The 24,716-nt window shown below is 62.3% G+C and carries 18 protein-coding genes and 2 pseudogenes; 6 read left to right on the top strand and 14 right to left on the bottom strand.

Going from position 1 to position 24,716, the window contains the following annotated elements:
* Nucleotides 1-7: 7 nt before the first annotated feature.
* The 7 genes from E3O06_RS06680 to E3O06_RS06650 are packed head-to-tail and all read right to left on the bottom strand — an operon-like array spanning nt 8 to nt 8,262.
* Nucleotides 8-811, bottom strand: coding sequence for a maleate cis-trans isomerase family protein (locus E3O06_RS06680; RefSeq protein WP_134502209.1), 804 nt, complete (start codon nt 809-811; stop codon nt 8-10).
* An 8-nt stretch (nt 812-819) separates the two neighbouring features.
* Nucleotides 820-1,641 carry an ABC transporter ATP-binding protein gene (locus E3O06_RS06675; RefSeq protein ID WP_241979941.1) on the bottom strand — a complete coding sequence of 274 codons (822 nt, stop codon included), beginning with the start codon at nt 1,639-1,641 and terminating at the stop codon, nt 820-822.
* The gene (locus E3O06_RS06670; RefSeq protein WP_134502208.1) at nt 1,638-2,495 is read right to left on the bottom strand and encodes an ABC transporter permease; all 858 of its coding nucleotides are present in this window, start codon (nt 2,493-2,495) and stop codon (nt 1,638-1,640) included. Before E3O06_RS06670 ends, E3O06_RS06675 begins: the two co-directional genes overlap by 4 nt.
* Nucleotides 2,492-3,262 carry a maleate cis-trans isomerase family protein gene (locus tag E3O06_RS06665; protein WP_134502207.1) on the bottom strand — a complete coding sequence of 257 codons (771 nt, stop codon included), beginning with the start codon at nt 3,260-3,262 and terminating at the stop codon, nt 2,492-2,494. Before E3O06_RS06665 ends, E3O06_RS06670 begins: the two co-directional genes overlap by 4 nt.
* 1 nt (nt 3,263) lies before the next feature.
* Nucleotides 3,264-5,378, bottom strand: a complete 2,115-nt coding sequence (locus E3O06_RS06660; protein WP_134502206.1) for a hydantoinase B/oxoprolinase family protein — start codon at nt 5,376-5,378, stop codon at nt 3,264-3,266.
* On the bottom strand, nt 5,375-7,474 hold the full coding sequence (locus tag E3O06_RS06655) for a hydantoinase/oxoprolinase family protein (RefSeq protein WP_134502205.1): 2,100 nt from the start codon (nt 7,472-7,474) through the stop codon (nt 5,375-5,377). Before E3O06_RS06655 ends, E3O06_RS06660 begins: the two co-directional genes overlap by 4 nt.
* 2 nt (nt 7,475-7,476) lie before the next feature.
* Nucleotides 7,477-8,262, bottom strand: coding sequence for an SDR family NAD(P)-dependent oxidoreductase (locus tag E3O06_RS06650; RefSeq protein ID WP_134502204.1), 786 nt, complete (start codon nt 8,260-8,262; stop codon nt 7,477-7,479).
* Nucleotides 8,263-8,404: 142 nt separating this feature from the next.
* Here E3O06_RS06650 and E3O06_RS18515 point away from each other — a divergent pair.
* Nucleotides 8,405-8,626, top strand: a pseudogene (locus tag E3O06_RS18515) (ATP-binding protein); the annotation flags it as partial.
* 721 nt (nt 8,627-9,347) lie between these two features.
* Here E3O06_RS18515 and E3O06_RS06640 read toward each other — a convergent pair.
* Nucleotides 9,348-9,686, bottom strand: coding sequence for an integrase core domain-containing protein (locus tag E3O06_RS06640; RefSeq protein ID WP_134502203.1), 339 nt, complete (start codon nt 9,684-9,686; stop codon nt 9,348-9,350).
* Nucleotides 9,687-9,793: 107 nt separating this feature from the next.
* Entirely contained in the window at nt 9,794-10,738 is a 945-nt protein-coding gene (locus tag E3O06_RS06635; protein WP_134502202.1) for a tyrosine-type recombinase/integrase, read from the bottom strand.
* Nucleotides 10,739-10,817: 79 nt separating this feature from the next.
* Here E3O06_RS06635 and E3O06_RS06630 point away from each other — a divergent pair, with 79 nt between their 5' ends.
* From E3O06_RS06630 to E3O06_RS06615, 5 genes are all read left to right on the top strand, one after another.
* Nucleotides 10,818-13,943, top strand: a complete 3,126-nt coding sequence (locus tag E3O06_RS06630; protein WP_134502201.1) for a Tn3 family transposase — start codon at nt 10,818-10,820, stop codon at nt 13,941-13,943.
* Nucleotides 13,944-14,247: 304 nt separating this feature from the next.
* The gene (locus E3O06_RS06625; protein ID WP_134502200.1) at nt 14,248-14,844 is read left to right on the top strand and encodes a recombinase family protein; all 597 of its coding nucleotides are present in this window, start codon (nt 14,248-14,250) and stop codon (nt 14,842-14,844) included.
* A 6-nt stretch (nt 14,845-14,850) separates the two neighbouring features.
* On the top strand, nt 14,851-15,075 hold the full coding sequence (locus tag E3O06_RS18510) for a helix-turn-helix domain-containing protein (protein WP_478213379.1): 225 nt from the start codon (nt 14,851-14,853) through the stop codon (nt 15,073-15,075).
* A 41-nt stretch (nt 15,076-15,116) separates the two neighbouring features.
* Nucleotides 15,117-16,235 (top strand): Mu transposase C-terminal domain-containing protein, encoded by a 1,119-nt coding sequence (locus tag E3O06_RS06620; protein WP_478213378.1) that lies wholly within the window; start codon nt 15,117-15,119, stop codon nt 16,233-16,235.
* On the top strand, nt 16,235-17,044 hold the full coding sequence (locus E3O06_RS06615; RefSeq protein WP_134502199.1) for an AAA family ATPase: 810 nt from the start codon (nt 16,235-16,237) through the stop codon (nt 17,042-17,044). Before E3O06_RS06620 ends, E3O06_RS06615 begins: the two co-directional genes overlap by 1 nt.
* A 215-nt stretch (nt 17,045-17,259) precedes the next feature.
* Here the strand turns inward: E3O06_RS06615 and E3O06_RS06610 are convergent, their stop codons facing one another.
* The 5 genes and pseudogenes from E3O06_RS06610 to E3O06_RS06590 form a co-directional block, all read right to left on the bottom strand.
* A complete protein-coding gene (locus E3O06_RS06610; RefSeq protein WP_241979943.1) occupies nt 17,260-19,584 on the bottom strand; it encodes an ATP-dependent DNA helicase in 2,325 nt (774 codons plus the stop codon).
* Between the two features lie 324 nt (nt 19,585-19,908).
* Nucleotides 19,909-20,585: pseudogene (gene mobF / locus E3O06_RS17950) on the bottom strand (MobF family relaxase); the annotation flags it as partial.
* Nucleotides 20,586-21,436: 851 nt separating this feature from the next.
* The gene (locus E3O06_RS06600) at nt 21,437-21,961 is read right to left on the bottom strand and encodes a VOC family protein (protein WP_134502196.1); all 525 of its coding nucleotides are present in this window, start codon (nt 21,959-21,961) and stop codon (nt 21,437-21,439) included.
* Nucleotides 21,962-22,031: 70 nt separating this feature from the next.
* Entirely contained in the window at nt 22,032-23,561 is a 1,530-nt protein-coding gene (locus E3O06_RS06595) for a sugar ABC transporter ATP-binding protein (protein ID WP_134502195.1), read from the bottom strand.
* Nucleotides 23,561-24,619 carry a Gfo/Idh/MocA family protein gene (locus E3O06_RS06590; RefSeq protein ID WP_134502194.1) on the bottom strand — a complete coding sequence of 353 codons (1,059 nt, stop codon included), beginning with the start codon at nt 24,617-24,619 and terminating at the stop codon, nt 23,561-23,563. Before E3O06_RS06590 ends, E3O06_RS06595 begins: the two co-directional genes overlap by 1 nt.
* Nucleotides 24,620-24,716 lie beyond the last annotated feature (97 nt).

Below are 24,716 nucleotides of genomic sequence, written 5' to 3'. Positions count from 1 at the left end.
TTATTTCTCAACACGTTAACCTCCTCGTTGGTGCCATTCTCCGAGGATCGGAGAACTCAATGGGTGACTTAGACCCTTCGGACAAACCGTTCAGTAGCGCGCCGCCTGTGTCAGATGTGGGCGCGAGCCCCGTGATATTGAGGCTCCACCAGATCAGGATCTGATTGGCCGTGATCACCGGGATTCCTAGCTCGGCTTCGAGATCTTTAAGACCGCGAACGCTGCCGATGCGCCCGCAGGGTACGTACACTGCTTCGATATTCGATGCCTTACCAGCTACGCTACGGACGGCGTCGTCGATCATGCTCGTAGAAAGCATGCCGTAGCCCTTCTGGGTGTCATACCCGAATCCCCTCTCCGCCACGACCTCGATCTCCGATTCCCAAAGGGCAGTGGAGATCCGCGTCGTGTATTCCACAGTGAAGGGAGTTACTAGGGCGATCTTCTGAGCTCCGATGCTCCTGATGGCCGCCAGCGCAGCACCGAAGTCCGTGGCGCACGGTACACCTGTCGCGGCCGAAAGTCGTTCACGCAACTGAGTGTCGAACCCCTCGCCACCACCCGCGAGGGCCAATGGGATTCCCGCTGAGAACACTGCCTCAGCCCCGGTCTCGACGAGCTGTCGGGCTCGCTTCTCGATCCGGTCAAGTGCATGCTGGACGTCACTGTCACTGATCCTCACAATCGGCAGTGTCGCGATGAGCAAGCCGAGCTCTTCCGGGACTAATTCGTAGAACTCCTTGGCAACCCGTTCGGCGGTTGATGGGGCGATGTACCCGATCCTGCCGGCTGAGCCGAATATGGGGCTCACGGGCGGATCTACTTTTCCTCTTGAAGAGACTGGGCGATCTCGTCATCGATGCTCTGACGGACCTCATGCTCGATGAGTGACCAGATCCGATCCACCAGCGCGGCAAACTCGGGAGTGCGCTTGATACTGAGGTCTCGCGGCCGTGGAAGGTCGATCTCCACGATCTCCTTCATACGACCCGGTCTGACCGTGAATACGAAGACCCTGTCGGAAAGAAACACCGCTTCGTCGATCTGGTGCGTGACGAACAGCACGGTCTTCTTCGCAAGCTCCCACACATTCAGCAGCTCACTCTGCATCACCTCCCGGGTCTGTGAGTCAAGTGCCGCGAAAGGCTCGTCCATTAGCAGGATCTCAGGGTCGAGAGTGAGCGCTCGCGCCAGATTTACGCGTTGCCGCATTCCGCCCGAGAGTTCGTGCGGAAAGTGTTTTTCGAAGCCCTCCAGCCCCACGAGTCTGATGTTTGCCTGTGCTGCCTCGCGGGCCTGGACCCGCCGCCCATTAATCTCTGGCCCGATCAGCACGTTGTCCAAGACATTCCGCCATGGCAAGAGCGAATCATGCTGGAACACGAAACCTCGATCCGGGCCTGGACCTCCGAGGGGCACACCGGAGAGATTGATGGAGCCACCGGACGGCGCCACGAGACCGCTAATCATCCTCAAGAAGGTCGTCTTGCCACAACCCGACGCTCCCACGATTGAAATGAACTCGCCGTCCTTGACCTCGCAGGACACATCCGAGAGGGCGAGGAGCTCCTCCCCGTTCTTCGTGAAACTCTTGGTGAGCCCCTCGACATCAAGCTTGATAGTTGTCTCTTCGATGATCACTTCTTCTCCTCTTCGACACGCCACGGAGAGAGCTTGCTCTCTCCCCAAGCTAGGGCCTGTACTGCGACGATTCCCATCCCTGCCAGGACGAACACACCGACAAAGAGATTTGCGGTGTTGAAGTTCTGAGATGACACGAAGATGAGGTGGCCGAGTCCCTCTCGGGCGCCGAACATCTCGGCGACTACCACGCCGACGAGGGAACGGGCGACGCCGTTGCGGGCTCCGGCCATGATGAACGGAAGGCTTGACGGCAAGCGCACCTTGACGAACACCTGCCACTTGTTTGCTCCGAACGAACGGATGGCTTCAATGAGGTCTCGGTCAGTGTTTTGGAGGCCTACCTGGGTGTTGATGATAATTGGGAATATTGCCATGAGGAAGATCACGGCAACCTTCGACTCCATTCCGAGGCCGAACCAGAGCACGAACAGTGGTCCGAGGGCAATGATCGGGGTCGAATAAAGCGCGGAGACCCAAGGCTCGATATAGTCTCGTGCCCGCGGCGAGACAGCGATGATCGCTCCGATCGAGATACCGATGACGAGCGCAAGCCCGAAGCCGAGCAGCGATTCGGTGAGGCTCGCCGAAGTGTCGCGCCAAAGCTGACCGGTCTGCGCCATCTTCACGCCGGCGTCGAAGATCCCCGAGATCGGCGCGAAGAACAGTTGATTGGTGACGAGGAAGCGTCCGGCCAACTCCCAAATGACGAAGACCGACACGAACGAAATAATCGCGCGACGCCGAGCAACTGCCTTCGAGCTCGACACTCGCCTCTTCTCAGGGAGTCGCGCGTACTTGCGCGGCGGATGAGGTACCTCGTTCGACGGGTCTGTCTGAACTACATTGGTCACGCGATCACCTTTCCTTTCGTTCGCGAGTCGAGCTCGAAGAGCTGCCCCAGGGGAAACTGTGGGGGCGTGTCGGCCCTGCCGATGATGCCCAGTGCCCACCAGAGAATCGCCTGCAGCTGGGTAACGACGGGCCGCCCAGTCGCGTTCTCAATACGCACGATGTTCCGTGCCGTCGGCCACTGGGGGCATGAGAGAAAGAAACCGTCAGTGTCGCTCGCGCGCTCGAAGCTCTCGATGGCGCTGTCATAGGCGCTGTCATCATCAAGCTCAGTGAGAAGTTGTGCGAGCGACAATTCGCACCCGACGGCGTCAACAACATCCAGTCCGGCGGCATTCAGCATCTCGGTCACGCGCTCCACTGTGCCGCGATTGTACGGCGTCACGAGCGTCACCTTGTTCATACCGAGAGCCGCAATCGCGCGCAGAACGAGACTAGAGTCGGTGGCGAGGGGAACCGCGGTGCCAAATCTGCGTGCGAGCCTGTCTTCGAGTTCCGCATGGAAGCCCGGGCTCTGGCTGGCGGTGAGCGGTATTCCGCTGTACACGATGACGTCCACCTCTCGTTCGATCAGCTGGGCAGCCGCCTCCTCGACAAGGTCAAGTGAGTCGGTGAAATGTCGCTCGCCAAAATCAGGCATGCCAAGACTTGCGAAACACCATGCAAGCCCCAGCGGACGAATAGCGAGGGCCTCCTCGACCACGGTCTCATTGCAGCGGGGCGGCAGGATGTACCCGATGCTCCCGAGGGATCTGTACGACGCCGCCATGTCACGCTCCCTTGGAGAAGGCGGGCAGCGGCGATGTGTCATCGGGCGCAGCAACCTCGCACACGTCCCACTCTGACCCACACGCAGTGCAACTCGTATGGAGCAGCTTGAAGTTCGGGCTGTTGCCTTGCCAACGCTCCGCCAGCCACGGACCAGCCGCCGACAGCGGACTGGTCCATCGGGTCGGCTTGCCGATTTCAGTCGCCCGGCCGCAGCGGGGACACTTCGTCGGCGTCGGCGTCCCCGAGGTCGAGCGCAAGGCCTCAGAGGTGTCCGGCTGTGTTGCACTGATTTGCCGACGGGCGTTGCGCTGCTCTGCAGTCTCGACGTAATCCACGGAACCGTCCGTTGACAATCCAACGGCGTAGTTATGCACCGCAGCCTCGAGCGAGATCACTCCGTCCCTCACATCGGCAGCGACGTCTTCAGGGTCCCGATCCAGCGGGTCGCCGAAGCCGCCACCACCGGGCGGGTGGAAAACGAAGACGTCCCCGCGTCGCAGCACACCCTCAGACTTGGTTTCGAGATGGATGACTTCGCCACCGAACGCGCCGATGTCAGTTCCCGTAGGGTGCTGCGATAATGTCTGCCAGACGTCGGTGTTGCGGACAACCGAGACCTGTGAGCCTGCGCCAGGATATCCCCCTTCCAATCCAGCCGCGTTGGACTGGTCGGATCCGGCGGTGTTCTGCGACTTCCACGTCACCGATTCAGTACCGAAGGGAGTCATCGCGGCGAGAATGGTCATGCCGCCACGGAACCGCCCGGGGCCGCCGGAGTCAACGAGGCGCTTACGGAACAGGTAAAGGAAAGGGAATTTCAACTCCTGGCTTTCCACGTTGGACATGTAACTCAACGGGGAGAAAACCGTGCCGGCATGATCAATACCATCCTGATTGGCGCGCGCCCCAGCCCCGGCGCCCCGGTGATCAGAGAGCAACCCGCCGATGAGTTCGCCATCGCTCCCCTGCGAGAAGACGTTGTTCCCGCAACAGGCGACTCCCCAGGACGCGCACGCCCGGTTGCGATACTTTTCTGACTCAGACAGCATGGCCGCGATGACGCGAGTCGCAGCGACCGCCGTCAGCCAGGTGAACCCAATCGAGCAAATTGAAACGGCAGCGGGATAGTTCGCGTTGACCACGGAGCCGGAAGGAGCATCGACGGTGACCGACTTACGGATGCTGCTGTTCCAATCGATTTCACTGCCGCAGAGGAACGCGTAAACCGGTGTCGTCGTGCCAGCGTAGGTCGAGTAGTCGGTCGCATTGACCGCTCCGGCTGACTGTGGGGAGCTGCCCGCATAGTCGAAGTGGAGCGTCTCGCCGCTCTTGGTGAGCGTCAGCTTCACGGTCAATATTTCATCGGAACCCACGCGGTCGCCGTCCATGAACACTTCAGTCGACCACGTGCCGTCAGGAAGCTCACCGATCCGCTCGCGGAGAAGTTCGCCCGAGTAGGCAATCGTCTGGGTCATGACATCGCGCACGACGCCTGCGCCGTACGTGTCGGAGAGCTCGCGGACACGCTTGACTGCGACATTGATGGCGCCAATCTGAGCCCGCAAATCCATGGCGACCATCTCAGGAGTCCTCGAGTTCGTGATAAAGGTTCGCTCGACGTCGCGGCACAGCACTCCGGCGCGAACTACCTTTAGGAAGTACCGCGGCGCCTCCTGGAAAACGCTCGTCGCGTTGACGCAGAAGCTTCCCTCGTCAATGCCGGCGAGATCGGCATGGTGCACGACGTTGCCGGCCCACAGGAGGATTTGTCCGTCGACGAAAATAGGGCTCACTACGGCGACGTCGTTCTGGTGCAGCGCTCCCATATACGGGTCGTTGCAGAGAAAGATGTCCCCGTCCTCGACGTCGTCGCCAGCTGTCTCGATGACATTCTTGATGAGGGCATCCATGGTGGTGACGTGGCTGGTGACGTAGGGCCCTGCAACCGCCAAGTCGCCGTTGGCGGCGAAGAGCCCGACGTTGAAGTCGTTGCCCTCAACCACGATCGTCGAAGTAGAGATTGAACGAATGGCGATACCCTGCTCGTCGTTGATCTGCCACAGTCGGTGCTTGATGACTTCGAACGTGATCGGGTCCAGTACAAGCGAACTCACTTCGCCGCCTCCTTAATTCGCACATTCCGGTAGCCGTCGACGACGGCAGTATGGCCCGGCGGGATGAGGATCGTCGTGTCACGGCGTTCTATGACAGCTGGTCCATCAATCCGGTTACCGGGAGCGAGGCGGTCGCCGTCGTAGATGGACGCCATGATCGCGCCCGTCGCCTTGAGATAGAGCTTGCGGGTGCCTGTGAGACAGTTCGCAGCATCTTCACCGGCAAGCGGGAACTCCTTGAGTTCGGGCTTGAGCGTCTCCTGAATCACGTCAACGCGAAAGGTAATGACTTCTAGGGGTACTCCTGAGCTCGTCGTGCCCGCACCGAATCGAGACTCGTATTGCTCTTCGAAGAGCGTGCGGATCGAATCAATACCGGCATCGACCAGCTGGGAATTCGAGACCAGGATCGACATCTCATTCAACTGGCCCTTGTACCGGGCGTCGACGCGACGCACGATAGTTAGGCCGTTGGCGTTCTGCCCAGAAGCGGCGAACTCAGCAAGAGCCTGAGCCTCGAGCTCTTCGAAGACCGCGTCGTAGCGGTCAGCCGATTCGATGCTGCCCAGCACAATGGGTTCCGAACGCACGAAACTGAAGCGGACATCCGAGAGCGCGCATCCAAAGGCGGAGAATACCGACGAGGTGAACGGAACGACGAGCTCTTTGACACCGAGTGACGCCGAATACAGTGCGGCGTGTGCGGGACCGGCGCCGCCGTAGGCAAGGAGCGCGAAGTCTCGCGGATCGTATCCACTTTCAACCGTGACCTTGCGAACGAGATCGCCCATGCGCGCAGTGACGATCTCATAGATGCCTGCCGCGGCCTCCTCGACGGTGAGACCTAACGGCTCTGCGACGGCAACCCGGATTGCGTCGGTTGCGCGATGCATGTCAAGTTGTTTGCGACCGCCGAAGAAGTTGGCAGGGTCGATGATACCGAGGACCACGAGTGCGTCGGTCACCGTCGGATCCTTCCCCACCCCATAGCACGCAGGCCCAGGGTCAGAGCCAGCGCTCTGCGGGCCGACGTGGAGGCGTCGGCCGTCTGTCCACGCGATCGATCCGCCGCCGGCACCAACCGTGACGACCTTTACCGCGGGCGTCCTGGCAGGCACACCTTGGTCAAGCGCCGGAGTCTGCTCGTATTCGAACTCTCCGTCACGGATGAGTCCAACGTCGAAACTCGTGCCGCCAACGTCGCTCGTAATGATGTTCTTGTACCCGAGGATGCCTCCGAGGTATCGCGCTGCGACAAGGCCCCCGATCGGCCCGGAGTTGATGATACCGACGGCCTCCCGCTCGACGCGCTCCGGCAAGGTAACGCCACCGGATGACTTGAGAATCTGCAGGCTGGAGCGCATGCCCATCTCTATGAGGCTCGAGCGCAGGTTGCTGATGTATCGATCGATAACGGGACCGACGTAGGCGTTGACTATGGTGGTCATGGTCCGTTCGAACTCGCCGAGCACAGGGGCGACCTCGGATGAGATGCTAACGTGCATGCTGGGCGAGAGCTCGCCGATAATACGCTTGACAGTCTCTTCATGAGCGCCTTGGCGGAAGGACCACAGAAGTGAGACGGCGATACTTTCGGGCTCCTGTGCGAGCAGTTCACGTAACATCTCGCCGACCGCGCTCTCGTCGAGCGGAGTGATCACCTCCCCGGAAGCGGCGATGCGCTCCGCCACTCCGCGGATCAGACCGGCAGGGACGATTGGCACCGGACGCTTTGCGTTGGCATAGTCCAGGGCCTGGACGGCGGGGATGCCGAGATTCATGCCCATGGGCCCCCGCGTGATCAGCGTCGTATCTTCGAAACCCTCCGTGGTCAGGAGTGCGACCTTTGCGCCTTTGCGCTGAATCAATGCATTCGTCCCGACGGTGGTGCCGTGAGTAAACCGGAGGGTCTGCGCCGTGAGATCGGAAACACCGATCTCGAGCAGACTCGCTCCGTTACCGAGCGCGTTGATGACGCCTCTGGACGGGTCGTGTGGGGTCGAGAATGCCTTCTCGAACCGTACGTCTCCCGCCTCGCTGATGATGACGAGGTCGGTGAACGTTCCCCCGGTGTCCGCTCCAACGAAGTAACCCACTCTCAGGCGTCCTTGCCGCTGCTGGTGAGCTCTGCCAGCGCTCGTGGGGGGAGTCCCCAGGTTGACAGCGCGCCGCCATCCACGCGAATGTCTATGCCCGTGCAGAATTCGGCCTGATCCGATGAGAGGAAGACGACGGCGCTTGCATGGTCTGTGGGCATTCCCAGCCGGCCGAGCGGGATCTCTGCGAAGAATCGGTCGCCGGCAGACTCGAGATTACCGACGGAGATGCCTGTCTTCGTGGGGCTTACGGAGTTGACCCGGATACCGTACGGCGCAAGATCCATCGCCATCGCACGCGTCATGTTCAGTACGCCACCTTTTGCTGTGCAGTAGCCAAGTGCATCCGCACGCCCCCTGTGGCCTGATGTAGACGCGATGTGCACGATGGATCCGCCGGTCGCCTGCTGCTTCATGTGGCGTGCCGCCGCCCGACTCATCAGGAAAGTTCCCGTGAGATTGATGAGGAGCACCCGATTCCACTCCTCGAGGGTGGTCTCGAGCAAGCCGTGAGGCACGGTGACCGCGGCGTTGTTAACGAGGATGTCGATACGTCCGTACTCGTCGACGAGCGTCTGCACCATCGCCTCAGCCTGATCTTCGTCAGTGATATCGCCGACGAGAGGAATGCCCTTACCCGACCCGAGTGACTCCACTGCTGCGATGGCGGCGCCTTCGCTGATGTCATTGCATCCGACGGTAGCGCCGGCATCGGCAAGCGCCTTAGCGAGCGCTCCCCCGATATTCGGGCCTGCGCCGGTAACTAGGGCTACTTTGCCTTCGAGCATTCTTGCCTCTCCCTTGAGACTCAATTGACTATGTTCGACATGCAGAAACTTTCTCTGCTAAATAGAACTTGACTTGAACCGTAGCAGACCGCATGAAGTTTGGGCAAGGGCCCCTTGAGTCAAATAAATAGGAACTTGCACGCTTCTGGACCGACCCACGGAACCGATGCGCGGCATGCTGCTCGAACTGATGGAATGCCGCTGCGGCGAGACCTCAACGGTGTTCTGCACCCAGTACTTGCCGAAGGACTGGCACCAGCGTCTCGGCTCCGGCGTCCACGCCGACGCGATCATGGACCGGATCATCCACAACACCATCTGGGTCGAGACCGGCAACTACAACATGCGCGAACACGCAGCACTCGTGACCGCCTACCTCGTAACCGAGAGCGTCAGTGGAGCCAAGCCACGCGACTGCTGGCGCTCTCCCGCACGAACCCCGGCGCTGAACCGCACGATTGGGTGGCGCTCACGGCTTCAAATACTCATCTGGCCCCCAAGTAAATCTAGCGACGAGCTGATCACCGTGCGCGACACTACTATGCGGGACTCAACTTCATGCTTGCTGCCGTCCTGTACTGCCAGACCGTGAATTGAATGGGCCCACGGGCATTCCCAAGCGGGCCACCACCTCACCCCCACGCGCCAAGAACAAGCTGAGGGCACGCCTAGATTGACACCTGCTCAGTCACAAAGCTGATGTCTTTATGCAGATAATAATTCTGCCTAATGCAACGAAGGCTCACAGCGGAGTGATTCGTTCGGGCCGATCCCAGTCAAGGATGGAACACGATGAAGTGTCTAAAGATAATGTCGGCGGGAGTCCAGGGGTCTGGACATGGGCAGTGGGGCTGGGTTTCTGTTCCCCGGATTTCCGCGGTTTTTTGTTGGGTTGGGGCTATTAATTTTGACCAATTTACGTTAAACGTTATCTAACAATCAACGGGCAGGATTAGGGGTAAAAATTGGCTTTTATGACGACGCAAATCCCCCTCCCGTTCGCTCCTGTGGCCAACGCCACGCGCCTGGGCGTGGCGTGGCTGTGGACGACGACGGAAGATGTCAACCTATATGAGTCAGTTTCTTTAGCCGGTCATTGAGTTCGTTCCTTCCTTTTCGGGTTCGTTGATCCAGGTCGTCGTCGGGAACGTGGGTGGCTGCGGGTGCTGCCGGACGAAGCGTTCGGGGTGGGCGGTGTATGCGGTCGTGAGAACGCGGGCGCGAGCGTGCTGAATGGCGGGTGCGCGGCCGTGGTGAACGTTGAACGGGGTATGCATTCCAATGCCCGAATGACGATGTTCAGCGTTGTACCAGCCGTAGAATTCAGTGCAGAACGAGCGCGCCTCGGCGAGGCTGTAGAACCGGTCGGGGAACTCGGGCCGATACTTCAAAGTCTTGAAATGCGACTCCGAATTATCCCGCATTCGGTATAGTTCGGATTATTCCGGGCGCGTGATTATGCCGAGTAGGGGTGCGAGGTGGCATTTTTGTCGTGGTCAGGGAACTGCGGCGGCTTAACCACGCGGCATAATCAGAGCGCGTCGAGGTAGGCCAGCAGCGAGTCGGTTAGACGGTAACGGTTGGGTGTGATCTCCAGCGGATTGGTGCGGTCCCGGGCGCGTTGTTTGATGGCCAAGTCGGCGTGCATATAGATCTGCGTGGAGTCGATGCTTTCGTGGCCCAGCCAGAGGGCGATCACGGAGATATCAACCCCGGCTTCGCGGAGGAACATCGCGGCGCTGTGCCGGAGGACATGCGGGGTCACTCGTCTCTTCGCCAAAGACGGGCAGCGGGATACGGCAGCAGCAGCGTATTTTCTCACCAGGCATTCGACGGCGTCGCTGCTGAGCGCTGTGCCGTGGCGGCTGGGAAACAGCGGCGATTCGGGTGGGGCGTCATGCGCTTTCAGCCACTCTCGCAGGGTGGCGACGGTGCCACTGGTCAATGGGGTGGATCGCCGTTTTCTGCCTTTGCCGAGACAACGAACATGAGGCCCGGTACTGAGATCGATGTCGTTCCGGCGCAAAGAGGTCAGCTCGGCGACCCGTAATCCGGTTTGGACGGCGAGGGTGAGCAGTGCGTGGTTACGACGACCAAGCCAGGTGTCGCGGTCGGGAACGGACAGGATCGCCTCGACTTCTTCTCTGTTGAGGAACTCGACGATTCCGCGGTCGAAACGCTTTTGCGGGATCGACAAAACCCTGGAGATCAAGTCGGCGTGTTCGGGATGATGAAAGGATGCGAACCTAAACAGCGAATGGATTGCAGCCAGGCGCGCGTTTCGGCTTCGTATGCTGTTGCCGCGCTCCGCTTCTAGATAGGTCAGGAAGTCCCCGATGGTCGTCGCATCAAGGTCGGCGAAATCCAGAGCTGCCGGGGCAAGCTTCTTCGTGACGGCGAGGAAGGCAAACAGCAACCGAAACGTGTCGCGGTAGGCGGCGATGGTGGCGGGACTGACCTGGCGTTGGATGATCAGGCGGTCGGTGAAGAAGGGGTCTGACCAGTATTGGAACGGTGGTTGGCGCTAAGCAGCTCCGGGTCATTACGGTTGGATGATGCCGGTTGATTTCCTGAGTGATGAGCAGGTTGGGGCTTATGGCCGGTTCGTCGGGCCGGTATCGGAACTGGACCTTGCGCGGTTCTTCTTTCTCGATGACGATGACCTGACGATCGTTGGCCGACGGCGGGGCGCTGCTAACCGGCTGGGATTCGCCGTCCAGCTCGGGACGGTGCGGTACTTGGGGAATTTTCTGGATGACCCGACGGCTGTCCCAGGGAACGTGGTCGAGTTCGTGTCACGGCAGCTCGAAATCGCCGCGCCGGGCGTGTTCGCGGAGTATTCGGTGCGGCCCAAGACCGGGTATGAGCACGGGTGGGAAATTGCGGAGGCTTACGGTTATCGGCGGACATCGGACCCCGTCGTGCTGGGTGAATTGACGGGCTTCCTTGCAGCGCGCACGGCCACGCGCACGGAGCGGCCGACAGCTGTGTTCGACCAAGCGGTGGCGTGGTTGCGGCGTGAGAAGGTGCTCCTTCCAGGGGTGAGCCTGGTCACGAGACTGGTCGCCGAGGCAAGGGCGGAGGCGAACGAGCGGTTATTCTCGCTGCTATCGGATCGGGTGCCTTCCGGGTTGGCTTCCCGTCTCGATGCTCTCGTTGACAGCGCTTTGGAGGGGCGTGTTTCCGGGCTGGAGGAGCTTCGCAGGGCACCGGTTCGAGCATCGGGGCCGGAAATGGTGAAGGCTCTCGAACGGGTGGGCGAGGTAACCGCAGTAGGTGCGTCCACGGTTGATTTGGCGGGGATCGCCCCGGGGCGTCTGGACGTTCTGGCGAGGCACGGCCGGTCTACTGACGCAAGCACGTTGCGGCGCATGCCCGAGCAGCGGAGGCGGGCGACGGCGTTCGCGACGGTGGCGTCCCTGCAGGTGTCATCCGTCGACGATGTCCTTGACTTGTTCGCTGTGCTGATGGCGACGAAGCTGATCGGCCCCGCGACACGGGCCGCGGTCAAGGACCAGATGCGGTCATTGCCTGCCCTGCGCCGTGCGTCCGTGACCTTGGCGTCGGCGGCGAAGGTGCTGCTGGAGGTTGCCGAACAGGACGAACAGGGTAAACAGATCGATGCTGCCGCGGTGTGGGAGCTGTTGCGCACGGAGGGGATGCGGGAGCGGCTGATGAAAGCGGTGCAGATTGTGGAGGAATTCAGTCCGTTCGGCGAGGACGATCCCACGCTGGAACAGGTCGAGCTTGTGAAGCGATACGCGACCGTGCGGCCGTTCTTGTCGATGTTCGCTTCGACGCTACCTCTGCGTTCGACCGAGGCCGGCGCGTCGCTACTCCAAGCCGTCCGCGGGCTGGGCGCACTGGTCGGGCGGAAAAGAGTCGAGCGGTCGGAGATCGTCGATGACGTCGTGGGTGGCGCTTGGCGGCGCCTGGTCTTTTCCGACCCGGCTGCTGATGGGCCGGTGGATCATCGTGCGTACACGCTGTGCGTGCTCGAAGGTGCGCATCGCGCTCTGCGCCGCCGTGACCTCTTCGCCGAGGGATCCACACGTTGGGGGGATCCGCGGGTGCAGCTGCTTGACGGGGACGCCTGGTCGACGGCGAAGCCAGACGTACTGACGGCTCTCCAGCTTGCCAACCCCTTCGACACGCACATGACTCACCTGGCCGGGCGGCTGGATGATGCCTACACATCGATCGCGACCCGGCTCAGCGCGGTCCCCGAGAACGAAGACTCTCCCCTCACCGTTGAGACCGGCCCCGATGGACGCACTCGCGTGTTCCTGGCAAAACTCAAACCCATCCCGGAACCGGAGTCCCTGACTAAGCTTCGAAATCTCGTCGAGCGGATTATGCCGCGGGTCGATTTGCCCGAGGTACTGCTGGAGGTCCACGCGTGGACCGGGTATCTGAACGATTTCACGCACATCAATTTGACGGAGAGCAGGTCGGGATCGCGGCTGAATGACCTGGCGCTATCGATGGCTGCCGTCCTCGTCGCCGAGGGATGCAACCTCGGCTTCGCACCGGTCGTTAAACACGGCCATCCGAGCTTGAACCGGCGCAGGCTCTCCCACGTCGCCCAGAACTACCTCCGGGCGGAGACTCTCTCGGCCGCGAACAAGCGCCTCATCGACACGCAAGCATCGATAGGAACCGCACAGGTGTGGGGTGGTGGACTCGTCGCGTCCGTCGATGGGCTCCGATTTGTTGTCCCCGTTCGCACCCTCGACGCCGGCCCGAACCCCCGTTACTTCGGCCAGGGTCAAGGAGTGACCTGGCTGAACGCGATCAACGACCAGGTCGCGGGAATCGGCGCCGTCGTCGTCACCGGAACCATGCGGGACTCCCTACACGTCCTCGACGTCATCCTGAACCGTGACGGCGGCCCCGCCCCGGAGATGATCGCGACAGACACGGCGTCGTACTCCGACATCGTGTTCGGCCTCTTCCGTCTCCTTGGCTACCAGTTCAGCCCACGAGTGGCAGATATGCCCGACCAGCGGCTCTGGCGGCTCACCCCGCCCGGCGCCCCGATAGCCGACTACGGGATCTTGGGCCCGGTCGCCAGAAATAAGTTGTCCTTCAAGCGGATGGAACCGTACGGGGAGGACATGCTTCGCGTGGCCGGCTCCCTCCACAACGGTACTGTCGCCGGTTACGACCTCCTGCGGATGCTTGGCCGTGACGGCACTCCGACCCCGCTGGGCGCCGCGTTCGCCGAATACGGACGCATCGCTAAGACCCTGCACCTCCTGGCAATGTACGACCCGAACGACGAGACCTACCGCCGGTCAATCCACGTCCAGCTCACCACCCAGGAATCCCGTCACCGCCTCGCCCGGAAGATCTTCTACGGGCAGCGTGGGGAGCTCCGGCAGCGCTACCGGGACGGCCAGGAAGACCAGCTCGGTGTCCTCGGCCTCGTCCTGAACACCGTCATCCTGTGGAACACCCGCTACATCGACGCCGCCCTGAACTCGCTCCGAGATCAGGGCTACCCCGTCGACGACGCCGACATTGCCCGGCTGCCCCTGGGCGATACCCACATCAACGTTCACGGCCGATACGCCTTCACTAGCGTGCAAGACGACGGGCTTCGCCCCCTCCGCGATCCGAACTCCGCTGTGAACTTCGCCGGTCGGTGGCGGTGTTCCGTGATCGCTTTGTGTCGCTAGTTCCCGATCACGAGGATTCTTGCGGCGGCTTCGATGACGTCGTCGGGGAGACGTAGCCGGCAGAAGGAGGGTTGGAGTTCGCGAGTTCTGCCGGCGTCGCCGGTTCTGTGTGGGTCCCATAACGGAGACCATTGGTGTCCTAAAAAGCTAAAGGTTTACAAGACACTGGACTCACCGAAATCGAGTCGTGGACGAAGTGCAGGAAAACGCGGAATCGTGGGCTTCGATTTTGTCTCGGAAAGTCGTCTCGTCATTTATCGTGTCTCACTATCCTCGAAGGGGCTTTGTGAGGCAGAATGAGTTTATGAGGATGCTGGGTTACACGCGGGTGAGTACGGCGAGTCAGGACGCGCAGTTACAGCTCGATGCTCTGGTTGCCGCCGGGGTGCAGAAACGGGACGTGTTTGCGGATATCACCTCGGGGAGCAAGACGGCCATTGAGCGTCCGGGGATGAAGAAGCTTCTCGGTTACGCCGAACCCGGCGACACTATTGTCGTGTGGCGGGTGGACCGGCTCGGCCGGTCCCTCATCGATGTCCTGAACACGGTGAACCTGCTGCGGGAGCGTGGTGTGCTCGTCCGCTCGATCTCGGATGGGATCGACCCCGCAACGACGAACGGTCGGCTGATGCTGAATATGCTCGCGACACTGGCGGAGTATGAGCGCGAACTCATCGTCGAACGCGTCAATGCGGGTATCGCCGCGGCACGCACTGCCGGCACCCGCTTCGGCCGGCCCGCCGTGGACCCGGCAGTGATCGCCGACAAGCTCGGGATCGTCAACGCCGCCCGGAAGGGTGGACGCACTGCCGCCGATGCCGCCCACCTCGTCGGCTGGAGCCGCGCGACCCTCTACCGCCACCAACATGCCCTCGCCGCCCGCGACGGCCAGTTGATGTAATCAGCCGTGGACGGCGACGAGCGGTGGCGGGTCCTTCGACTTCACGTCGAGGACCAGGTGCCCCTTGCGGCTCTCGCTCGGGACACTGGGATCAGCGCTCGGACGTTGCAACGCTGGCACCAGCTCTACCGGGGTGGCGGCATCGTGGCGCTTGACGCTCACCCGCGCGCCGACACGGGAATGCGACGCACCGCGGCCACGGTCTGGCGTTCGTTGAACGGCTTGCACTGACGAAGCCCCGCCCGAGCCTGGCGACGCTGCACCGTCTCGCTGTGGTCGAAGCGCATCGGCAGGGCGCGCTCGCGCCGAGCTATTCGACGGTGCGGGAAATCGTCCTGGCATTGGATCCGGCTCTCGTCACTCTCGCGTTGGAGGGGCCCGTGTCGTATCGGGATCGTTACGAGCTCGTATTTCGGCGCCGCGCTGATCGCCCCAACCAGACTTGGCAGGCGGATCACACCGAACTCGACATCCTCATCGTCGGCGCCAACGGGAAGCCCGACCGACCGTGGCTGACCACGGTGGAAGACGATCATTCCCGCGCTATATGTGGGTACACCGTCTTCACTGGCGCACCCTCCGCACTTAACACCGCGCTCGCGCTGCGGCAAGCGATCTGGCGCAAGACCGATCCGACGTGGGCGATGTGCGGTATCCCCGACATCGTGCACGTCGATCACGGGTCCGACTTCACCAGCCACCACCTCGAACGCACCGCCATCGAACTGCACATCCGCCTCATCCACTCCATCGTCGGCCGGCCCCAGGGCCGGGGCAAGATCGAGCGGTTCTTCGGCACGATCAACACCGAGCTGCTCGCTACCCTCCCTGGACACCTCGGACCCGGCAGTCGAACACCGCAACCCGTCCTCGATCTTCCGGGACTCGATCGCGCGGTCGGAGAGTTCATCGCCACCTACAACGACCGGCCGCACAGCGAGCTGGGCATCTCGCCTCGGGACGCATGGGTTGCCGACGGTTGGCTTCCCCGGATGCCCGACAGCCTTGAAGAACTCGACGGGCTCCTGCTTACCGTCCCCAAGAATCGCATAGTGCAGCGTGACGGTATCCATTTCCAAGGCCAGCGATACCTCGCCCCGACGCTCGCCCCCTTCGTCGGGCACACCATCACGATCCGTTACGACCCCCGCGACATTTCCGAGATCCGGGTCTACGACCGCGACACCTTCGTCTGCGTCGCCGTCGACGAAGAGCACCCCAACCTCCGGCTCAGCCTGCGCGACATCGAGGCGGCCCGCCGCGCCCGCCGACGCGAACTCCGTCACATCATCAACGAACGCATCCCGGCCGTCGCCGTCCGCGAGGAACCAAGGGACCAGGCACCAACGTCCCGACGGTCGCGGTTGCGCACCTACGAAGAGGACGAGTGATGGTCGAGGCATTTATCGTCACCAAGGAGCATCGACGCTTCACCGAGTTTGCCAACGCCGTCCGTAAGGAGCGAACTATCGGCATCTGCCACGGCGATGCCGGCGTCGGCAAAACCCACTCCGCTCGCCGTTACGCGAACTGGGACGCTCTCGAGCCTTACATCAACGAGTGGGGACCCCGCGGCGACCACGACGCGAAACACTACGCCCTCGCGAACCGATCCCGTACCGTCTTCTACACACCCGAAGTGCTCTGTAGACCCAAGACGCTCATGAACGAGATTGACCACTGGCAGATCAAGGTCGGTAACTGCGCCGATGAGCACCTACGCACGCTCGACGCCGAACCGCGAAAACGCGAGGGCATGGTCACGCACTTGGTGGAATTGCTCATCATCGACGAAGCCGAACGACTCACCCCCGTCGCACTTGAGCTTCTCCGCGACCGGCACGACCGAACCCACCTCGCGATGATCCTCATCGGCATGCCCGGAATCGACCAGCGCTTCCGCCACTACCCCCAGCTATACAGTCGCCTCGGCTTCTCCCACCACTACCGTGCCCTCGGCCGCGATGAACTCCTCTTCGTGCTCGACCGCCACTGGAAACACCTCGGCCGTACCCTTGACCCCGACGACTTCACCGACGCGCAAGCCATCGCCGCGATCGAACGCATCACGCGCGGCAACTTCCGCCTCCTCGAACGCCTCTTCCCCCAAATCAACCGAGTACTCAAGATCAACCAACTTGAGACCATCACCGACGACGTCATCGAAGCCGCCGCCAGCATCCTCGTCATCGGGAATTAACGACACAAAGCGATCACAGAACGCCGCCAAAGAGCGCCGAAATCCACAGCCGTGACATAGACGCGCCTGACGCCTAGTTGAGGTACACCCCAGTCGGACATCTTGGGAGCATTCTCCTCACTGCGGGAAGGGACCATTCAGGCCCGCAGTACTAACCGTGGCTACTCCCGGCCTCGCCGCCGCTGGCCATCAATTCACGACGCGTCGACGTCCTGCTAAATCTTGGGTCGGGGGCGTATAGGGGCAGAGTAAACGTCCTTCTGGTAGGCAGGTTCACTTGCGCGGTCGTGAATCTGTCGGACACGTTTCGCGACATCAACCTTGGCCTCGGCATCGCTGGCTCCAGACAGACGCTGCCCCAGCTCTGCGATTCGACGCCTTGCTTCGGTTGCTGTGTTGTCTTCGACGACACGAAGCCGCTCGAGGGACTCTGCGGCTGCCGCGTAGGCATCCTCGCCCGTGCGCATAGCGCCGAGCGGTGACTCGGCATCCGTGATCTGGTTCAGGTCGCGGAAGGCGAGCACGTTTCCGAGGTCACGCCGCCAAGCCCACCGAAGGGATGCATCATCCGGCTGGGGACGAAGGGCCGCACTCCACGGTTCCGGCGCGACGGCCGCAGCATCGACGAGCGCCGCCGTTCGATCCCGGATGAGGTCGGCCTGGGCGTGCAGCCAATCGCGGACTTCTCGGTTGTCCCCGACCGCTCCGACAGGCGGCGGAGTCACCCAGGTCGGCAACGCACTTTCGCCCGTTGCAAGCGTCGGCGCCCCGATGCGGTGATGGTAGATCTTCGCAAACGAGTCAACTGTAGAGTCGGGCCCGGTATCTTCAACCCGCACAACCGCGGCCAGCTGTGCACGCACGTCGGCACCACGCGCCTCGTGTGCCGCCAGCCGACTCGCGAGGTGGGTCCACGCCTCGTCGTTGACGACTCGATCGGCGATACCCACGTCGAGCACATCGCGGACGACCGCTTCCATCCGCCCGATCTGGTCCGGATCGTAGACCCGTGCGAGAGCATCCTCGTAGGCCGGCAACAACGTCGAGAGGCTCGCCGCGGCATCCTGCTCGCGCTGGATCTCCTCGGTCGCAGACCGCTCAGCGCCCTCGCGCGCGAGCACCGCGGTGAGCGCATCGATGATCGAGGTGCGCAGGTGGTCGGGAGCGTGCGCATCCACTTCGAGGGTCTCTTCCACGACCGCATACATCCGGTTGGACTCACGCCCGCGGGTCGCCGCCACGTACAGCTGCTCCCGTGACGTCGACTGCGGGTCCACAAGAATGTGGGACGTGTCCACGGTCATGCCCTGCACCCGATTGATCGTGGCTGCGTAGCCGAGCTCCACGTGCGCGGCCACGTATTCGGCCGGCAGGGTCAACACTCCCCCGTGCCGAAGGCTCTTCACCTTCAGGTCACCGCCCTCGTCGCCCAGGATCGTCCAGAGGTCACCGTTCGCGACAAAGTCCTTGCCCTGGTTGGACCGCAGCTTCCGGTCGTTCTGCCGCGTCACGATCACGTCGTTCAAGCCGGCCTTGTTCCCGTCGTGCAGCAACGCCCCGCTCTTCCCGACGGCACCCTGGCCGATCAGGTCCAGGCGGGCACGCGCGTTCAGCGCGGCAACCTCTTCGTTAGTTCCCGCGACCATGATCGAGTGCCGGTGATCGGCGCGATCCGCGGCCCACGCCACATAGATCTCTTCCAGCATGCTCTGGCGGATGCCGCCGCGCGTGCGATCCGCGGTGACATAGAAGTCCAGGGAACTGCTGGCTCCATCACGCAGCAGCAGGGACGCCGCCGCTTCCTCAACATCCACGAAGCGGTGCACCTGGTCGAGGTAGCTGGCGCCCACGCGCTGCTCGATCAGGCGCAGGGCTCCCCCGGACTCGACCGCGGCCAGCTGCGCCGGATCCCCGAGGAGCCGAATCGCGGCCCCGTGTAGCTGGGCTAGCTCCAACACGTCAGCGAGCAACGGAGTCGAGGCCATACCGGCCTCATCGATGAGAAGCACCGTGCTGCTGTCGATGCGGTACTGCTCCGATTCCTGCTGTTCCGGAGAGCCATTGCGGTGCACGTCGACGAGCTTGTGCGCCGTCTCCGCTTCCACCTTGATCTCCTCGGCCAGCACCGTCGACGCAGCCGCCGTCGGTGCCAACGCCAAAACTCGGCCACCGCCCGCTTCTACGGCACGCGCGAACGCGCGCATCGCGGTGGTCTTCCCGGTTCCTGCCGGTCCGATCCCGACCTCGAGGAGACGGCCGCCGGATGCGAAACGGCGGGCAAGGTCCACTTGCGAAGCATCCAACGGGTAGGAGCTCGCGGCGTTCAGCGTCTCCACCGTGGTGGCGAAGATGGCCGGGTCGACGGCGAAGCCAGCTACGGTGCCGGCCGCGTCGATTAGGCTGTCCTCAATCGCAAGGATCCGCTCCGAGGTAAACCGTTCCGTCCCGTGCACCCGGTAAACGGACGCGCCGTCTTGGCGCTGCAAAGCCTCGGGGACCGGGTTGAGTGTCGGCGCGGTGACGGCAATCACGCGCGCCATAACGGCCTGCGCGACAGCCTCGGCGATCTGCTGCGCGTCGACGCCCGGGCTCACGTTCGCGAAGGTCCGGGCGATGCGTTGCGCCTCCGCTGCAACATGCGATCGTCGCCACGTCGCTCGGCTGTCTTCGACCGTGTGCAGCACCCGATCGGCGAGCTCGTCGATACTCAACGCTGCAAGGTTCTGGTCCTGCGCCGACACCTGCCGTCGTTGCCGGACCGTCGTTCCGATCGCGTCCACGGCGACCTCGCCGATGATCCTGACCGCGGCCAGCCGCCACTCCGCGCGCTGCCGCGTCAGACTCTTCGGAGCGCTCTTGCCCTCGCGAGTTTCCAAGGTTGCCCGCTGCGCGAGGCTCAGCTGCACCGTCTTCGGCGGGGTGCGGCCATGCTTGGCCACGTACTCCTGCACCAGGGTTTCGTAGGCATCTTCAATGGCCGCGCGACGGGACGAGAACGAGTCACGCAGCTCCCGGCTGATGCCGGCGATCTCGCGCACGCTGCGCTTGTTCCGGCCTCGCGTCTCGTCCACGAAGGTCACGCCGAGGCGGTTCCGGACCTCCTGCTCAACAAGGGTGTTGTAACGTTCGGATGCCGCAACGCCGAGCGCGTGCAGCACCCGTCCGTCCAACGAACGCCACTTCCCGTCGAAGCCCTGCACCTTCGTCGACACGGCAACGTGGGTGTGCAGATGGGGTCGAACGCAGTGGCAACAAAGCCGTGGGTGTCGACCTGGGCGACCCCGCCAGCCCCGACGCGGGTGACGCCGGCCTCGGTTTCGAGCCAGGCGACGGTGGCCTGCCAGGCTGCGTTGTGGGCCTCGCGCACCCGCTCGGAGGTGTCCATGTCGCCGAGAGCCCAGAGCACGGACACGCTCTTTACCGGTGTGAATACCAGGTCGTATCCGGCGACGGGCTGCCTCGGTGCCTTGCCCATTTGTGAGAAATGGGTGGCCACTTCCGCATCCGTTGCCGGACGCTTCAATGTGGCTGTGGGTGCCATCTCCATCTCGGTGACCGTCTGCCCGAACGTCGCCACCCAAGCGTCGAAGTGACCGATGCCGGCATTCTCGAGCAGGTCGGGGCGCAAATAACGCTGCATCACGTAGGCCTCGGTGATGCTGTTGGCCAAGGGTGTCGCCGTGGCCACGGTCACGACGCGGTCACCGTGCCGGGAGCGCAGGTATTCGAGCTTCATATGCAGATCCGTGGCCCGGCCCGCACCGGCGATCCGGGCATCCTGAATGCTCGACTCGGTGGCGAGGTTCTTATAGTCGTGCACCTCGTCGACGACGACATAGTCGATCCCGGTCGACTCGAAGGTGATGCCGGCATCGCGGGGCTTGTCCGTGAGGTCCTTGTAGGTCTGCTCCAGTGACAGCAGCTCTTTTCGATGCGCTTGACGCTCATCGCGTCCTCGCCGGTCGCCTCCTCGAACACCGCACGCAGAGTGTCGAGTTCCCGGCTGATGCAACCGGCTTCGGGGAGGCTGCAAGCTTGAGCTTTCCACCCGGGAAGGTCCGACAACGATCGTGGTGCTCCCACCGCCGAAGCTAAGTCGACCATCTCCTCTCCGTAGTCGGTACCCTCCTCTCGCGCCTGCGTCCGGGTGAATCAGGTCTTGATCGCCGAACTAGATGCTTCAGACCGAACTGACCGCAAGGGCGATGCGTCGTTGAGCCGGATATCCTCCGCCACGTACTGATCGGATTCCCGACCAAACACGATCGCGTCGTAGCCATTGTGGGGAGTCAGACAAAGCTGGCCGAAAAGGGGCTCCCGGTTGTAGACGATCGAGTTGCACGTGTACTTGAAGTCAGCCGAGTCCATCGTCAATTCACATGAGGACTCGAGTCAGATGAGGGACTCGAGCGAGGGCCGCGTGTCGAGGTAGTCCCTGATCCGCGTCTTGCGCTCGTCCTCGTTGGAATATGCCACCTCCACGAGTTCGAGGGAGATGTTGTCGGGGTCGCGGAAATACACCCAACGCCAACCGGCCAATGCACCCTCGTCGAAGGCATTCACGTCGGCCATAAACTGCACGCCCTTGGACTCGAGTTCGGCCTTCTTGGCGGTGATGTCATCCACTCGGAGGGCGATGTGCATTGCCCCCAGGTAGTTCTGTTGAATCGGTTGGTCATTATCGACCGGCCGGTTGTCGTACTCGAGGAGTTCGAGGGTCGCATCGGAACCGATCCGCAACAAAGCGTTGCGAAGCCTCGCTCCGGGCACGCCCGTTCCTTTGGCTAGGCTCTCGCCCTCCATCCACCCGCTCGGCTCCTGAGAAAGCGTAAGGCCGAGCAGGTCCTGGTAGAAGTAGATTGACCGGTCCAAATCTTTCACGATGATGGCCGTGTGGTGCACGCTTCTGATCGTCACTTCTTCATGCTCCTTGCAAATCGTTGGTTGTGAACAATGCGGGCTCGGAATCGACCGGTCGCCCGTCGCGCTAGGCTGCGGCGTCGACGGTAGCCGGCCCCATGACCGCCTCCTGGGTCAGGTCGGCTTTGGCTATTTCCGCTACCAATCGTCCCTGGCGCATAACGAGCACGCGATCGCTCAGCAGGAGCACCTCCGGCAATTCGGATGTGACGAGGAGGATCGCGATACCGGCGTGGGCGAGGCCGCTGATCACATCGTGGATCTCGGACTTTGCGCCCACATCGACGCCCTTTGTGGGTTCGTCCAAGATGAGAACCTTTGGCCTACGGGCCAGCCAGCGGGCGATCAGGACCTTCTGTTGATTTCCGCCCGACAAGGTCGACACACGAACCGCAGGGGACGGTGCCTTGATGGACAACTCCTTGAAGTACCGCTCTTGTACGACGGTCTCCCTCGCGTGCGACATCCAGCCCCACGGGGAGGCCCACTTCAGCGCCGCAAGGCTCATATTGTCGCCCACGCTGAGTTGGTCGACGAGGCCTTGGGTATGGCGTTCTTCAGGTACCAAGCCGAGGCCCGCAATCACGGCGGATGCAACATCCCCCCCGCGGACCTTCACCCCGTCGACTTCGACGCTGCCCGAGTCGTACTTGTCGGCCCCGAAGATGGCTTGAACGACCTCGGTTCGGCCAGCACCGACCACACCGGCAAGAGTGACGATCTCGCCCTTCTTCACCTCGAATGACACGTCGTTGAACAGGCCCAGCCTCGTCAGGTTCTCAACCTTCAGAACCGTGTCGCCGAGTTCTCGCGGCGGAATGGGCTTGTCGGTTACTTCGCGACCCACCATCATCGAAACGATCCCGGGAGCATCGAGCTCCGCGGCGAGCTTCGTTCCAACGAGCCTCCCGTCCCGGAACACTGTGACGTGGTCGGCAATCTCTAGAACCTCATCGAGCCAGTGCGAGACAAAGAGAATGCCGAGGCCTCCGTCCTTCAACCGGTTAACGAGGGTCAGGAGTCGATCGACCTCCGGCGCCGAGAGCGCGGTCGTGGGCTCGTCCATGATCAGGATGCGGGACTGTCGCGCGAGGGCACGAGCGATGTCGATCTCCTGTGCCTCGGCGGGCGAAAGATAACGGGCCAGTTTGTCCGGTGGAAGGTGAGGAGCGACGAGCTGAAGCGCTTCGAGCGCCTGCTTTCGCATCTCCCGCCCGGAAACAAAGCCGTGCTTGGTGGGCCAATTGCCCAGAAGGACGTTTTCCTCGACGGTCATGGCGGGCACAAATTGTCGCTTCTGGTGAATCGTCGAGACTCCGGCAGCGATCGCGCCGGCCGGAGTGTGCTCCAGCGGGTGCCCACCGATTTGGATTTGGCCCTCGTCGGGCGATAGCCCTCCGGACAGCAGATTGATCAGCGTTGATTTTCCGGCGCCGTTCTCGCCGCACAGCGCCGTGACCTGTCCGGCGAAGATCGTGAGGTCGACATTGTCGAGTGCGCGCACGCCCGGGAACGACTTGCTCACTCCGCGGGCCTCGAGAATCGCGGAGCCCTTTGGAACGGATCCGAGATCGAATTCAAGGGTTCGGTAGTCCATCAGGAGTTCAGTTCCCTGCGGACAAACTCCTCGAGGTTGACTTCCGCGCCGTCGCTCTTGGCTGATTCGACGGCCGCGTACACCACGCCGAGTGATCGTATGTTGTCCATGCCGCTGGTCTCCGGTTCGCGCCCGTTTTTGATTGACGACACAAATTCCTTGACGGTTCCCCATCGTTCCTCTTCGTCCACCGGGTCGAGCGGAATCTCGAGCACGTCATCGGCCCGTTCAAGCGCCCCAAGGCGGAATACTGTTTCTCCGATCGTGTTCCCATGCGGGAAGAGCAAGATCTGGTTGTACTCCCACAGCAGGGATGCATGACTTCCGTGTATCTCCCAGGTACCATCCCAGGACGTGTGCGGACGGCGGGAGTCCCAGGACCCGGTGTACGAGATCATCGCACCGCTAACGGTCTCGAACTCCACGAACGCGGTGGCATTGCCGTCGAACCTGCTCCAGCTGGGATTGAAGCTTCGAGCTCGCACCGTCGCCGGCTCGAGACCGAATATTCCCCGGATGTAGTCGAAGTGGTGAATGGCGAGGTCGACGATCAGCGGCTCTTCCATTTCCAGCCGGAATCCGGTGAAAGCGGGATCTTTGCGGAACCGGCCGAATACCGTCTCGATCCTTCCCAAGGCCCCTTCCTCGATCAAGCGCTTGACAGTGCGGGGGCCTCGGCGGAACCGGAAGCTCTGCGTGACCATGATTGTCAGGCCGAGTCGGTCGGCGGCGTCGATGAGGCGCTGCGAGCTTGCGATCGACGTGGTGAATGGCTTCTCGATCATGCAGTGCAGCCCGGCCTCGAGTGCTTCCAACGCGACCTTCTCGTGCACGTGGGGAGGGACGACAACCAGAGCCGCGTCCGCTTCTACCGATTTCAGTGCATCCGTCAGCGAGGCGAATCTCAAGTTGGGCGCGACTCCCAACTTATCTCCCACGGCCTGGAGAGCGGCCTCATCAAAGTCGACGAGTGCGACCAGTTCGGTGTGTGGGGAATGGGCGATGACCGTGGCCCAATCCGCTCCCCAAAAACCGAGCCCGACTTGAATAATGCGCATGACTTCCTCACTCCAACTGATAAGTGCTCTTGGGATGGTTTAGTTGTTGGGCGTTCTCCGGAGGACGTCTGGAGAACGCCCGACAACCCGTTACCTG

Origin of the sequence: Cryobacterium glaciale, assembly GCF_004402535.1 — a bacterium.
Classification (GTDB): Bacteria; Actinomycetota; Actinomycetes; order Actinomycetales; family Microbacteriaceae; genus Cryobacterium; species Cryobacterium glaciale.
The sequence above is the reverse complement of the archived record's forward strand: the minus strand, read 5'-3'. Positions and strand labels throughout refer to the sequence as shown.

Coding starts and splice junctions, on each gene's coding strand:
- E3O06_RS06595 (WP_134502195.1), bottom strand. CDS start 23,561: ATGGACTACCGAACCCTTGAATTCGATCTCGGATCCGTTCCAAAGGGC.
- E3O06_RS06640 (WP_134502203.1), bottom strand. CDS start 9,686: ATGCGGGATAATTCGGAGTCGCATTTCAAGACTTTGAAGTATCGGCCC.
- E3O06_RS06625 (WP_134502200.1), top strand. CDS start 14,248: ATGAGGATGCTGGGTTACACGCGGGTGAGTACGGCGAGTCAGGACGCG.
- E3O06_RS06590 (WP_134502194.1), bottom strand. CDS start 24,619: ATGCGCATTATTCAAGTCGGGCTCGGTTTTTGGGGAGCGGATTGGGCC.
- E3O06_RS06630 (WP_134502201.1), top strand. CDS start 10,818: ATGCCGGTTGATTTCCTGAGTGATGAGCAGGTTGGGGCTTATGGCCGG.
- E3O06_RS06665 (WP_134502207.1), bottom strand. CDS start 3,262: ATGGCGGCGTCGTACAGATCCCTCGGGAGCATCGGGTACATCCTGCCG.
- E3O06_RS06615 (WP_134502199.1), top strand. CDS start 16,235: ATGGTCGAGGCATTTATCGTCACCAAGGAGCATCGACGCTTCACCGAG.
- E3O06_RS06650 (WP_134502204.1), bottom strand. CDS start 8,262: ATGCTCGAAGGCAAAGTAGCCCTAGTTACCGGCGCAGGCCCGAATATC.
- E3O06_RS06610 (WP_241979943.1), bottom strand. CDS start 19,584: ATGGCGCGCGTGATTGCCGTCACCGCGCCGACACTCAACCCGGTCCCC.